The following is a 13,541-nucleotide window of genomic DNA, read 5'->3' as shown; positions in this document are numbered from 1 at the left end:
AACGAGACATGGCCCCCAATCCCTTCAACCTCTCCGGCGAGGTCGCCGTCATCACGGGCTCCAGCCGCGGCATCGGTCGCGCGTCGGCGGAGTTGCTGGCGCAGCTCGGCGCCAAGGTGGTGATCTCCAGCCGCAAGGCCGAGGCCTGCGAGGAGGTCGCGAGCGGCATCCGCGCCAATGGCGGCGACGCCCACGTCATCCCCTGCAACATCTCGCGCCGCGCCGAGGTCGATGCGCTGATCGATGGCGCGGTCGAACATTACGGCCAGGTCGACATCCTCGTCTGCAACGCCGCGGTGAACCCGTATTACGGCCCGCTGCTGGACATCACCGACGAAGCCTTCGACAAGATCATGGCATCCAACGTCAAGAGCAATCTGTGGCTCTGCGCCAAGGCGATCCCGCCGATGGCCGCGCGCGGCAAAGGTTCGGTCGTCATCGTCTCCTCGATTGGGGGCTTGCGCGGTTCGACCGTGATCGGCGCCTACGGCATCTCCAAGGCCGCCGATTTCTCGCTGTGCCGCAGCCTCGCCGGCGAATGGGGCCCGCAGGGCGTGCGCATCAATTGCGTCGCGCCGGGCCTGGTCAAGACCGATTTCGCCCGCGCGCTGTGGGAAGACGAGGCGCGCCTCAAGCAGCGCTGCGCGACGACGCCGCTCCGCCGCATCGGCGAGCCCCACGAGATCGCCGGCGCGGTGGCCTATCTGGCCTCGGATGGGTCGACCTTCATGACGGGACAGACGATCGTCGTGGACGGTGGCGTAACGACGGCGGCGGTGTAGCCGCTCTCGTGTCCGAGCGGCGGTGCTGATTGCGGTGTTCACCCTCCCCCTCCAGGGGAGGGCGGGCATTCCACGCGCCGCTCCATCTTGACCTCGTGCTCATGATCCGCTTGCTTCTCGCCCCAACGTCGTCAACCTCCCGGGAAGAACCGCCCATGTCCTTCGTGCTGGCCATCGATCAGGGCACCACGTCCTCGCGCGCGATGGTGTTCCGCTCCGACATCTCGATTGCCGCGGTCGCGCAGCAGGAATTTCCGCAGCATTTCCCGGCCTCGGGCTGGGTCGAGCACGAGCCGGAGGACATCTGGACCTCGACGGTGATGACCTGCCGCGACGCGCTGGATAAGGCGGGCCTCACGGCGAAGGACATCGCCGCGATCGGCATCACCAATCAGCGCGAGACCACCGTGGTGTGGGACCGTGCCACCGGCCAGGCCGTCCATCGCGCCATCGTCTGGCAGGACCGTCGCACCGCCGACATCTGCGCCAAGCTCAAGGCAGACGGCCACGAGCCCGATGTCAGCGCCAGGACCGGCCTGATCATCGATCCCTATTTCTCCGGCACCAAGGTGGCCTGGATCCTCGACCACGTGCCGGGCGCCCGCGAGCGCGCCGAGCGCGGCGAGCTGCTGTTCGGCACCGTCGACTGCTACCTGCTGTGGCGCCTCACCGGCGGCAAGGTGCATGCGACAGACGCCACCAACGCCTCGCGCACCTTGCTGTTCAACATCCACACCGGGCAGTGGGACGATTCGCTGCCTGAGCTGCTGCGCGTACCGCGCTCGATGCTCCCTGAAGTGAAGGATTCCTCCGCCGATTTCGGCACCACCACGCCGGATTTGTTCGGCGGCCCGATCAAGGTCGCGGGCATCGCCGGCGACCAGCAGGCGGCGACCATCGGACAGGCCTGCTTTACGCCGGGCATGATGAAGTCGACCTATGGCACCGGCTGCTTCGCGCTGCTCAACACCGGCGCCACGCCGGTGAAGTCGAACAACAAGCTGCTGACCACCATCGCCTATCAGCTCAACGGCGTCAGGACCTACGCGCTCGAAGGCTCGATTTTCGTCGCCGGCTCCGCCGTGCAGTGGCTGCGCGACGGGCTCGGCATCATCAAGCATGCCGCCGAGACCGGCCCGCTCGCCGACAAGTCGGATTCGATGCAGTCGGTCTATCTCGTGCCGGCCTTCGTCGGCTTAGGGGCGCCGTATTGGAATCCGCGCGTGCGCGGCGCGCTGTTCGGCCTGACCCGGAACACCGGCCCGGCGGAGCTCGCGCATGCCACGCTCGAAAGCGTCTGTTACCAGACCTACGATCTGTGGGCCGCGATGCGTGCTGACTGGCCCGATGCCTCGGCTGCCACGATCGTGCTGCGCGTCGACGGCGGCATGACCGCCTCGGACTGGACCATGCAACGCCTCGCCGATCTCCTGGATGCGCCGGTCGATCGCCCCATGATCCAGGAAACGACGGCGCTCGGCGCAGCCTATCTCGCCGGCCTCCATGCCGGCGTCTATCCCGATCCGGAAAAGTTCGCCGACAATTGGCGGCTCGAGCACCGCTTTCGGCCGGCGATGAGCGCGGCGACGCGGCAGCGCAAGCTCGCCGGCTGGGCCCGCGCCGTGAAGGGCGTGCTCGCGAGCGACGAGGGCGAGTAGGGGCGAGGGCGTGTCTGTTCCTGACGGCTATTACGACGTCCCGCCCGGCAAGATTGCCGCCGTCGTGACCTCGCTGGAGATGCTGGCGCCGCCGGTGCTGCCTCCCGATCCGGCCGACGACTGGACCTTGCGCCGCGTCGCGCACCCTGATGCCGACTGGTACCGCGACCTCTATGCCCGCATCGGCCGGGAATGGTTGTGGTCGCAGCGGCTGCGGATGAGCGACGCCGAGCTCGCCGCGACCATCCGCGCTCATGGTGTTGAGATCACCACGCTCGAACATGACGGCGGCGACGAGGCCTTGCTGGAGCTGGACTTCCGCAAGGCGAACGAGTGCGAGTTGGTGCTGTTCGGCGTGACGTCCAAGCTGATCGGCACCGGCGCCGGCCGCCTGCTGATGAACCACGCGCTGCGCCGCGCCTGGGCGCAGCCGCTCACGCGGCTCTGGGTCCACACCTGCAGCTTCGACCATCCCCGCGCGCTGGCCTTCTACCAGCGCTCCGGCTTCCGTCCCTACCGCCGGCAGATCGAGATCGCCCCCGACCCGCGGCTCGACGGCACCCTGCCGCGCGACGTGGCGCGCCATGTGCCGCTGATCGGCTGAAGTCGGTAGCTGACAGCGGGGCCGAACGGCGCTTGAATGCGCCGCACAGGAGGACAACCGATGTTCCTGATCGGCCAATACGACTCGCCCTTCGTCCGCCGCACCGCGATCGCGCTGAAGCTCTACGGCCTGCCGTTCGAGCACCGGCCATGGTCGACCTTCGGCGATGCCGACAAGATCGCCCCGTACAATCCGCTGCTGCGCGTGCCGGTGCTGGTGCTCGACGACGGCGAAGCGCTGATCGATTCGGCGGCGATCCTCGATCACCTCGATGAGGCGGTCGGGCCCGAGCGCGCGATGCTGGCGCGCAGCGGGCCGTTGCGCCGCAGGCAATTGCGCACCATCGCGCTCGCTACCGGATTGGGCGACAAGGCCGTCAGCCTGATCTACGAGCGCGTGCTGCGCAAGGACCGCCTGGCGCTGTGGGTCGCGCGCTGCGAGATGCAGATCTCGGGCGTGCTGGCGATGCTGGAGGCGGAGCGCGCGGCGGTCTCGACCGACTATTGGTACGGTCAGCAGATCGGCCATGCCGACATTGCGGTGGCTTGCGTGCTGCGCTTCACATCAGAAGCACATCCGCATCTGTTTGAAGCCGCGCGTTTCCCGGCGCTGGCAGCTCACGCTGCAAGATGCGAGGCGCTGCCGCCGTTCGAGGAGGTCGTCCAGCCGCTGGCCCCGCCGAGCGGGGTTTGAGATGGTGGGTTTGAAGCCGTAGGGCGAACGCCGCAGGCTCGGTGCTCACCCTCCCCTGGAGGGGGAGGGTCGCCTCGCGATGAGCGAAGCGAAACGCGAGGCGGGGTGGGGTGATCTCTCCACGTGTACGAGCGCCTGTGGCTTCACCCCACCCCGCTCGCCCGCTGCGCGTGCGATCGACCCTCCCCCTCAAGGGGAGGGTGGCGGTTGGGCGCTAAGCGACATCAGAACACCCCCCTTCACGGCCTGAAATACACATCCACCTTCATGCCCACCGCGAACGGGCCGGGCTCCGCCAGATCCACCAGCACCTCGACCACGTCGACGTCGGTCATGTTGCGCTGGCTGAGGGTTGAGGCGCGGCTGCTCTCGACCAGGGGGGCGACGACGGCGACCTTGCCGGCGATGTCGCGGCCGCGGAAGGCTTCCGAGCGCACCACGGCCTGCTGGCCCGGCTTGATCTTGTCGAGGTCGCGCTGGTCGAGCTCGGCGCGGACGCGCAACGACGTGATGTCGCCGAGCAGCACCAGCGGCGGCGTTGCCTGCGGCGAGGCGATCTCGCCGGCGCGCGCATTGACCTGCAGCACGGTGCCGTCGAGCGGCGCACGGATGGTGAGCTTTTCCAAGCCGGCGCGCGCGCCCTGCAGCTCGCTGCGGGCGACGTTGAGCTGGCCCTCGGCGCTGATCGGCAGCGGCGCGTCGGCGGTGACCTTGCGCAGCTCATCGGCCTGCTGCTCCAGCCTGGTCTGCGCAGTCGCCAGTTGCGTTCGCGCGGTCTCGACATCGGCATCGGCGCCGCGCCCGGTGCGCCGCTCGGCGACCGCCTTGTCGAGCGCGGTGCGCGCGTCGAACAGCGCGGCCTGCGCATCGGCCAAGCCGTCCTCGGCGCGCCGCCGCGGGCCCGCACCCGATGGCGTGGATTCCTTGTTGCGCACGCGCTTGCGCATCGCGGCCTGGGCCTCGGCGCTGGCGAGCTGCGCGCGGGCCTCGGCATCGCCGAGCCGCACCAGCGCCTGGCCGGCGAACACGGTCTCGTTGGCCTTGACCAGCACCTCCTGGATCAACCCGCCGACCGGCGTGCCGAGCTTGATCAGGCCGGAGGCCGGCTCGACCCGGCCGGGCGCCACCGCGAGCCAGCGCTCGTCCTGGGCGCTGGCGGCGTGCACCGGTGGCGTGACCCAGACGGGCGCCATGGCAAGGGCAGCTGCCGTCGTCGTGGCAAGCCCGATCGCGCAGGCGCGATGTGCGATCCTCGATCCGATCATGCTCACGAGACCTTCTTCATTGCGTCGCCGCCAGCCTCTTCGCCGACGATGCGGCCGTCCTCGATATGAATGACGCGGTTGGCGAACGGCAGGATGCGCGGATCGTGCGTGACCACCAGCACGGCGCGCGACGGATCCTTGGCGATGTCGGCGAGCAGGGTCATCACCGCCTGGCCATTGGCGGTATCGAGCGCGCCGGTCGGCTCGTCGGCGAGAATGACCTGGGTGTTGCCGACGATGGCGCGGGCGATGGCGACGCGCTGCTGCTCGCCGCCTGAGAGCTCGCGCGGAAACGAACGGGTCTTGTGACCAAGGCCAACCCTGTCGAGCACCTCGCGCGCCGTCTTCTTCGCAAGCCGCGCGCGCTCACCGCGCACATCGAGCGCAAGCCGCACATTGTCCGCGGCGTTCAGTGTCGGAAACAGATGATAGGACTGGAAGATGAAGCCGATGCGCTCGCGCCTCAACTTCGCCAGCGCCTCCGGATCGAGCCCCGCGACCGGCTGGTCGCCGACCCGCACTGTGCCGCTATCCGGCGTCATCAGGCAGCCCAGGATCGACAGCAGCGTCGTCTTGCCGCTGCCCGAGGGGCCCATCAGCAGCGCCAGCTCGCCGCCCTTCAGCGACAGGCTCACGCCCTTCAGCGCCTGCACCCGGCCGGCGCCCTGGCCGAGGTGCTGCACGAGATCGGTCGCCTCGAGCACGATCGTGCTCATCGGGAAAACACCAGGGTCGGATCGATGCGCATCACCTTCACGATCGCCGCGATCGCCGAGCCGACGCACATCGTGAGCGTCAGGACGAACAGCGCAACCGTCAGCGCCGGCGTCATGATGACCGGCAGCGCCGACTCCGCGGTTGCCGCGGCGACGATCTTGCCGATGCCGGCGGCGCCCGCGAAGCCGACGACGGCGCTGAGCAGCGCCTGCCAGATGATGACGGTGTAGATGTAGCGGCTGGTCGAGCCGATCGCGCGCAGGGTCGCGAATTCGTTGATGTGGTCCTTGGTGCTGGAATACAGCGTCTGCGCCACGATCACGGTGCCGACGATCAGTCCGAGCAACGCGCCCGCGAACAGCGCCGCGCCTGCGCCGGTGCCGAACAGCCAGAACGAACGGCTGCGGTTGCGAAACTCGGCCGCGGTCAACACCTCGACATTGCCGAGACTGTCGCGCACCGCCTGCTGCACGGTCCAGAGATCGGCGCCGGGAGCAAGCTTCACCAGCAGATAGGACGCCTTGTTCGGCGCGATGCCGGTAAAGTTCCGCGCGCGCTCGACATCGGTGAACACGTAAGGCGTGGTCGTGAAGGAGCGGATGCCCTTGGTGACGGCCATCACCTGCACCTTGCGGTCGCGCAGCTCCGCGGCCTGCTCGGGGCCGGTGATGCCGAGCCGCTCGAAATAGGTCTGGTCGATCGCGACCGCGCCGGGCACCGACAGGTCGTCGAGCCGCCCCTCCACCACGTTCCACGGATGCAGCCCGAGCCCGCGCAGCTCCGAGCCGACCACGAACACCGGCGTCGTGGTGCCCTGCGGCAGCCGCCATTGCGCATAGCCGATCACCAGCGGCGTTGCCTCCGCCACACCGGGAACTGCGAGCGCCCGGAACCGCTGCCGCTCGTCGAGCAGCGACGGATCCTCGAAGCATTTGGTGCCGACCGGCATGACCCACAGCTCGGCCGGCGAGTGGTCGATCATGGTCGTGACCATGCGCCGGAAGCCGACATAGAGGCCCATCTGCACGGTCACCAGCACGATCGAAAAGATGATGCCGATGATGGTCGCGATGAAGCGCAGCCTGTCATGAAACAGGTTTCGCGACGCAAGCCTGAACTGCAACGACATGAACGAAAACCACCCGGAGGCCCCAGGGGCATTTCAGCCGGTTACAGGGGAGATGTCCACGCTGCATCGCGTGACCGCGGCTGTGGCGCTTTGTCATTCGCGGCGGTCGTGGCGCGGAGGACACGGGGAGGGGTGTCATACCGCCTGTCGTCCCCGCGAACGCCGATGAGAGGCACCGGCGGTCCGTCATGCACGGTGTCGTCCCTGCGAACGCACTAAGGTTTCTACACGTCTGGCGCGACAGATTGACTCGGGAAGTCATGATGTTGTGCCGTCTTTGCGGGTTGTATGATTCCATCTCCGATGCTTGATTCAAGGGAGCATCGGAGATGGAGCGAGAGCCGGATCTGTCACTGGGGGAGTTTGGCGACGTTCGCCTCGATAAAAGGGGGCAGCGTTCGTCCAGGCTATGCTTTGCACGCGCAGCGTCTGCCTGCGCCGGATGGCGCAGGGTGACTGGGCCGCGTACATGGCGTACTGGCGGTTTGTGAACAATCCGCAAGTCACGATCGATCGGCTGATTGAAGGCTGGAGCCGGCAGACGGCGACTGTGGTCGCGGGGCGGCATGTGCTGGCGATCCAGGACACCAGCGAGGTCAAATTCCAGACGCGGAAGGGGCGGCGGCGCGGACTGGGCGAGGTCGGCAAAGGCAATGCCCGTGGCGTGCTGTTGCATGCGATGTTGGCGGTCGATGCCGACAGCGGCGCCTGCCTCGGTCTCACCGGCGGCAAGGTGTGGACGCGCCGGGGCAAGGTGAAGGTGCCTCACGACCAGCGGGAGTTGGCCGACAAGGAATCGGCGCGCTGGGTGACGACCGCCGAACAGGCCTGTGACGTTCTCGCTGCCGCACGCATGATCACCGTCGTCAATGATCGCGAAGGGGAGTTCTTTGCGCATTGGGCTTTGACGCCGGGAGACAACGTCCACCTGCTGACGCGAGCCATGCACGATCATGCGCTGGCCGATGGCAGCACACTCTACCAGGCGGTGGAGCGAGCGCGCTTCTGCGACAAGGCGATGATCGACCTGCCGCAGCGCATGGATCGCCGCGCCCGCCAAGCTCAGCTCTCGCTGCGGTTCGGAACGGCCGAGCTCAAGCGGCCGGCGCGCCCCGGCGTGAAGGGCCTGCCGGAGCGCGTCGAAGTCAGCTTCGTGGAAGTCGTCGAATTGCATCCTCCGAAAGGGGCTGAGGCCGTTCATTGGCTGCTCTTGACCACTCATTCGATCGCCAAGGCGTCCGACGCTTGGCAGATCGTCTCCTGGTACAAGCAGCGCTGGATCATCGAACAGCTCTTCCGCTCGCTGAAGACCCAAGGGTTGCAGATCGAGGACAGCCAGCTCGAAAGCGCCCAGGCCCTGATCAAGCTCGTGGCCATCGCCACCAAAGCAGCCTGCATCGTCATTCAGCTCGTTCAGGCTCGCAACGGCGGTCAACAACTGCCGATCGAATGCGCCTTCACTCCGGAAGAAATGAAGGCCCTGGCGGCCATCAACAAGACGATGAAGGGCAGGACCAAGCTTCAGGAAAACCCTCATCCTGCCCAAACACTCGCGTGGGCGGCATGGATCATCGCCAAACTCGGCGGATGGACCGGCTACGCCTCCCATCGGCCTCCCGGGCCCATCACCTTCCACAACGGAATGAGTCGCTTCCAAATCCTCGTCGCCGGCAGAGCCCTCCAAACCGTGTAGAAACCCTAGTGCGAACGCAGGGACCCATAGCCACAGGAAGCCGTGTTACGCTTGATATTGACCTCCGCGGACTACAGAGAGATTCCGCGGTATGGGTCCTCGCGTTCGCGAGGACGACAGTTGTGGGTGTGGCGACTGCGCGCGGGCTACTTCGCGCCGACCGCCTTCTTGCGCCAGGCCAGATGTACGGCGCAGGTGCAGCCCACCGGGTGGCTGGCGAGCTCGGCGGGGGCGGCGTCATTGGCTGCGGCCGGAGCGGCCGGAGCCGCGCGAGGCGCGTCGGCCTCCTGCGTGCCCCGCGCCGGGATGTAGTTCAGGATCGGCGCCAGCCAGCGTTCGACCTCTGTCACCGTCATGCCCTTGCGCGCGGCGTAGTCCTCGACCTGGTCGCGCTCGATCTTGCCGACGCCGAAATAGAAGCTCTCCGGCGAAGCAAAATAGAGACCCGACACCGAGGAGCCCGGCCACATCGCGAAGCTCTCGGTGAGCGTGACGCCTGCGTTCTTCTCGGCGTCGAGCAGCTCGAACAAGGTCGCCTTCTCGGTGTGATCGGGCTGCGCCGGATAGCCCGGTGCGGGGCGGATGCCCTGGTACTTCTCCAGGATCAGATCGTCGGAGGAGAGCGCCTCGTCCGGGGCATAGGCCCAGAACTCGCGGCGCACGCGGGCGTGCAGGCGCTCGGCGAATGCCTCGGCCAAGCGATCGGCCAGCGCTTTCACCAGGATCGACGAGTAGTCGTCATTGGCGTTCTTGAAGCGGTCGGCGACGGCGTCCTCGCCAAGACCGGTGGTGACGACGAAGCCGCCGACATAGTCGGGCACGCCGGAGGCCTGCGGCGCGACGAAATCGGAGAGCGCCGTGTTGAAGCGGCCCTCGCGCTTCTCGAGCTGCTGGCGCAGGGTATGCAGCGTCGCAATCTCCGTGGTGCGGCTGTCGTCGGCATAGAGCACGACGTCGTCGCCCCTGGCGTTGGCCGGCCAGAAGCCGATCACGGCGCGCGCCGTGAACCATTTCTCGGAGACGATACGCTTCAGCATCTTCAGCGCGTCGTCATACAGCGCGCGCGCCGCCTCGCCGACCTTGGCGTCGTCGAGGATGGCCGGGAAGCGTCCTGCCAGCTCCCAGGTCTGGAAGAACGGCGTCCAGTCGATGTAGGGAACGAGCTCGGCGAGGTCGTAGTCGACGAACGTCTTCGTGCCGAGGAAGGTCGGCTTCACCGGCTTGGCCTTGGCAAAATCGATCTTCGGCGCATTGGCGCGGGCGTCGCTGAGCTTCAGCCGCTTCTTGTCGGCCTGGCCGCGCAGATGCGCGGCGGCGATCTTCTGATACTCGGTCCGGACCTCGGCGGCATAGGCATCCTTGCGCTCCGCCGACAGCAGCGAGGAGGCGACGCCGACGGCGCGGCTGGCGTCGTTGACGTGCACCACCGGGCCATTCTGGTAGTTCGGATCGATCTTCACGGCCGTATGCACGCGGCTCGTTGTGGCGCCGCCGATCAGCAGCGGCACGTTGAGGCCCTGGCGCTCCATCTCCGCGGCGAGATAGGACATCTCGTCGAGCGAGGGCGTGATCAGGCCGGACAGGCCGACGATATCGGCCTTCTCGGCCCTCGCCGTGTCGATGATCTTGGCCGCGGGCACCATGACGCCGAGGTCGATGACCTCGAAATTGTTGCACTGGAGCACAATGCCGACGATGTTCTTGCCGATGTCGTGGACGTCGCCCTTGACGGTGGCGAGCACGATCTTGCCGGCGTTGGAGCGTTCGTTTGCGCGGCCCTTGTTGGCGGCCTTCTCGGCCTCCATGAACGGCATCAGATAGGCGACCGCCTGCTTCATGACGCGCGCCGACTTGACCACCTGCGGCAGGAACATCTTGCCGTCGCCGAAGAGGTCGCCGACCACGTTCATGCCCGACATCAGCGGGCCTTCGATGACGTCGAGCGGCCGCGTCGAGGCCGCGCGCGCTTCTTCCGTATCGACCTCGATGAATTCGGTGATGCCGTGCACCAGGGCGTGAGAGAGGCGCTTTCCGACCGGCCATTCGCGCCAGGCGAGATCAGCCTCCTTGGTCTGCTTGCCCTGGCCGCGGAATTTCTCGGCCAGCGCCAGCAGCCGCTCGGAGGCGCCGGGGTCGCGGTTGAGGACGACGTCCTCGCAGACCTGGCGCAGCTCCGGATCGATGTCGTCATAGACGATCATCTGCCCGGCATTGACGATGCCCATGTCCATGCCGGCCTTGATGGCGTGATACAGGAACACCGAGTGCATCGCTTCGCGCACCGGCTCATTGCCGCGGAACGAGAACGACAAATTGGAGACGCCGCCGGAGATGTGGGCATGCGGCAGGTTCTGCCGGATCCACTTCGTCGCCTCGATGAAATCGACGCCGTAATTGTCGTGCTCCTCGATGCCGGTCGCGATTGCGAAAATGTTCGGATCGAAGATGATGTCCTCGGGCGGGAAGCCGATCTGCTCGACCAGGATCTTGTAGGCGCGGGCGCAGATCTCGGTCTTGCGCTTGTAGGTGTCGGCCTGGCCGGTTTCGTCGAACGCCATCACGACCACGGCCGCGCCGTGGCGGCGCGCGATGGTCGCCTCGTGGATGAACTTCTCCTCGCCTTCCTTCAGCGAGATCGAGTTCACGACCGGCTTGCCCTGCACGCATTTCAGGCCGGCCTCGATGACATGGAATTTCGAGGAATCGACCATCACCGGCACGCGGGCGATGTCCGGCTCGGCCGCGACGAGATTGAGGAAGGTCCGCATCGCGGCTTCCGAGTCGAGCAGGCCCTCGTCCATGTTGACGTCGATGACCTGGGCGCCGTTCTCGACCTGGTCGCGCGCGACCTGCAGCGCGGCGGTGTAGTCGCCCGCGGTGATCAGCTTGCGGAATTTGGCAGATCCCGTGACGTTGGTGCGCTCGCCGACATTGACGAACGGGATCGCCGGCGTCAGTTCGAACGGCTCCAGGCCGGACAACCGCAGCCGCGGCGCGATCTCGGGCACGGCGCGTGGCTTGTGCGGAGCAACGGCGGCGGCGATCGCCGCGATATGATCCGGCGTGGTGCCGCAGCAGCCGCCGACGATATTGACGAGGCCGGCGCTTGCGAACTCACCGATCAGCCGCGCCATGTAGGCCGGCGTCTCGTCGTATTGGCCGAACTCGTTGGGCAGGCCGGCATTCGGATAGGCGCAGACCAGCGTGTCGGCGACGCGGCCGATGTCGGCGACATGGGCGCGCAGATCCTCGGCACCGAGCGCGCAGTTGAAGCCGATGGTCAGGGGCCTCGCGTGACGCACCGAATTCCAGAACGCTTCCGGCATCTGGCCGGAGAGCAGGCGGCCGGACTTGTCGGTGATGGTGCCGGAGATCATCACCGGCACGTCGATGCCGCGCTCCTCGCACAGCTCGGCGATGGCGTACAGCGCCGCCTTGGCGTTGAGCGTGTCGAAGATGGTTTCGAGCAGCAGGATGTCGGCGCCGCCATCCAGCAGCCCGCGCGCCTGCTCGCCATAGGCGAGCCGGAGATCGTCGAAGGTCACTGCGCGGTAGCCGGGATTGGAGACGTCAGGGGAGATCGAGGCCGTGCGGTTGGTCGGGCCCATGGCGCCGGCGACGAAGCGCGGCTTGCCGTCCTCGGCGGCGACGCGGATCGCGGCGTTGCGCGCGAGCCGGGCACCCTCGCGGTTCAGCTCGTAGATGATGTCGGAGAGATCGTAGTCGGCCTGCGCGATCGACGTCGCCGAGAACGTGTTGGTCGCGACGATGTCGGCGCCGGCGCGCAGATATTGCGCGTGAATGTCCTCGATCGCCTCGGGCTGGGTGAGGATCAAGAGGTCGTTGTTGCCGCGGAGGTCGCGATGAAAATCCTTGAACCGTTCGCTGCGGAACGCGGCCTCGTCGAACTGCAGCGCCTGGATCATCGTGCCCATGGCGCCGTCGAGGATCAGGATGCGCTGAGCGGCGGCGGCGAGAAGGGCGGTACGCGCTTTTGATACGGGGGCGGACATCAGGCGGCGACCTTGTTGACGGACTTCGGTCGGATGCCGAGCAGATGGCTGATCGCGAACACGAGGTCGGCGCGGTTCATGGTGTAGAAATGGAAGGTGTCGACGCCATGCTTGGCGAGCTTCTGTACCTGGCCGGCGGCGACGGTCGCCGCGACCAGCTTGCGGGTTTCGGGATCGTCATCGAGGCCGTCGAACTTCTCGGCCAGCCAGTTCGGCACGCTGGTGCCATTGCGGCTCACGAAGCCGCGCGCCTGCTTGAAGTTGTGCAGGGGCATGATGCCGGGCACGATCGGAATGTCGATGCCGCGGGCGCGGACGCGGTCGAGGTAGCGGAAGTAGACGTCGTTGTCGAAGAACACCTGGGTGATGGCGCGGGTGGCGCCAGCATCGACCTTGGCTTGGAGCATGTCGATGTCGGCGTCGAAGTCGCGGCTCTCGGGATGCTTCTCCGGATAGGCCGAGACCGAGACCTCGATGTCGGGATGCCGCTTCTTGATGCCGGCGACCAGATCGGGCGAACTCTGATAGCCCTCGGCATGGGTGGAGTAGGGTGTGCCGATGCCGCCGGGCGGATCGCCGCGCAGCGCCACGATGTGGCGTACGCCGACCTCGTGATAGCGGTCGACGACCTCGTCGATCTCGCCGCGCGAGGCGCCGACGCAGGTCAGATGCGCCGCCGGCAGCAGCGCCGTCTCTTTCAAGATTCGGGCGATGGTGGCGTGGGTGCGCTCGCGCGTCGAGCCGCCAGCGCCGTAGGTCACGGAGACGAAGTTGGGCTCCAGCGGCGCGAGGCGCTCGATCGAGGCCCACAAGGTCCGGTCCATCTCCTCGCTCTTCGGCGGGAAGAACTCGAACGAGATCTTCGGCCGGATGAGCGCGGAATGGCCGTCGGTGATGGCGGAGGCGAGGTCGGTCATGGCAACGCAGGTTCCCGATGGGACGTAAATTTCAACTCAAGAGGGTGGCCCCATCTCGATCGGCTCAAGA

General features: G+C 67.1%; 10 protein-coding genes. 5 read left to right on the top strand and 5 right to left on the bottom strand.

What is annotated here, in order from left to right:
* The first annotated feature begins 8 nt into the window (after positions 1-8).
* The 4 genes from S58_RS32535 (at position 9) to S58_RS32520 (ending at position 3,737) form a co-directional block, all read left to right on the top strand.
* Complete coding sequence (locus tag S58_RS32535; RefSeq protein ID WP_015669688.1) at positions 9-782, top strand: SDR family NAD(P)-dependent oxidoreductase; 774 nt, start codon at positions 9-11, stop codon at positions 780-782.
* A gap of 155 nt (positions 783-937) precedes the next feature.
* Positions 938-2,440: a glycerol kinase GlpK gene (glpK, locus tag S58_RS32530; RefSeq protein WP_015669687.1), complete on the top strand. Its 1,503-nt coding sequence runs from the start codon at positions 938-940 to the stop codon at positions 2,438-2,440.
* Positions 2,441-2,450: 10 nt separating this feature from the next.
* Positions 2,451-3,044: a GNAT family N-acetyltransferase gene (locus tag S58_RS32525; RefSeq protein ID WP_015669686.1), complete on the top strand. Its 594-nt coding sequence runs from the start codon at positions 2,451-2,453 to the stop codon at positions 3,042-3,044.
* A 60-nt stretch (positions 3,045-3,104) separates the two neighbouring features.
* Complete coding sequence (locus S58_RS32520; RefSeq protein ID WP_015669685.1) at positions 3,105-3,737, top strand: glutathione S-transferase family protein; 633 nt, start codon at positions 3,105-3,107, stop codon at positions 3,735-3,737.
* A gap of 239 nt (positions 3,738-3,976) precedes the next feature.
* Here S58_RS32520 and S58_RS32515 read toward each other — a convergent pair whose 3' ends face one another.
* The 3 genes from S58_RS32515 to S58_RS32505 are packed head-to-tail and all read right to left on the bottom strand — an operon-like array spanning position 3,977 to position 6,848.
* Positions 3,977-5,002, bottom strand: a complete 1,026-nt coding sequence (locus S58_RS32515) for an HlyD family secretion protein (RefSeq protein ID WP_042340368.1) — start codon at positions 5,000-5,002, stop codon at positions 3,977-3,979.
* 2 nt (positions 5,003-5,004) lie between these two features.
* The gene (locus tag S58_RS32510) at positions 5,005-5,718 is read right to left on the bottom strand and encodes an ABC transporter ATP-binding protein (RefSeq protein WP_015669683.1); all 714 of its coding nucleotides are present in this window, start codon (positions 5,716-5,718) and stop codon (positions 5,005-5,007) included.
* Positions 5,715-6,848: an ABC transporter permease gene (locus S58_RS32505; protein WP_015669682.1), complete on the bottom strand. Its 1,134-nt coding sequence runs from the start codon at positions 6,846-6,848 to the stop codon at positions 5,715-5,717. The genes S58_RS32510 and S58_RS32505 overlap by 4 nt, the downstream gene beginning before the upstream one ends.
* Before the next feature lie 442 nt (positions 6,849-7,290).
* Between S58_RS32505 and S58_RS32500 the strand changes: the two genes are divergently transcribed.
* The gene (locus S58_RS32500; RefSeq protein ID WP_244440677.1) at positions 7,291-8,541 is read left to right on the top strand and encodes an IS4 family transposase; all 1,251 of its coding nucleotides are present in this window, start codon (positions 7,291-7,293) and stop codon (positions 8,539-8,541) included.
* A 146-nt stretch (positions 8,542-8,687) separates the two neighbouring features.
* On the opposite strand, the gene metH is transcribed toward S58_RS32500, so the two are convergent.
* Both metH and metF read right to left on the bottom strand, forming a co-directional pair.
* Positions 8,688-12,554: a methionine synthase gene (metH, locus tag S58_RS32495; protein WP_015669681.1), complete on the bottom strand. Its 3,867-nt coding sequence runs from the start codon at positions 12,552-12,554 to the stop codon at positions 8,688-8,690.
* Complete coding sequence (gene metF, locus S58_RS32490) at positions 12,554-13,471, bottom strand: methylenetetrahydrofolate reductase [NAD(P)H] (RefSeq protein WP_015669680.1); 918 nt, start codon at positions 13,469-13,471, stop codon at positions 12,554-12,556. The genes metH and metF overlap by 1 nt, the downstream gene beginning before the upstream one ends.
* Positions 13,472-13,541 lie beyond the last annotated feature (70 nt).

Source organism: Bradyrhizobium oligotrophicum S58 (assembly GCF_000344805.1).
Lineage (GTDB): Bacteria > Pseudomonadota > Alphaproteobacteria > Rhizobiales > Xanthobacteraceae > Bradyrhizobium > Bradyrhizobium oligotrophicum.
The sequence above is the reverse complement of the archived record's forward strand: the minus strand, read 5'-3'. Positions and strand labels throughout refer to the sequence as shown.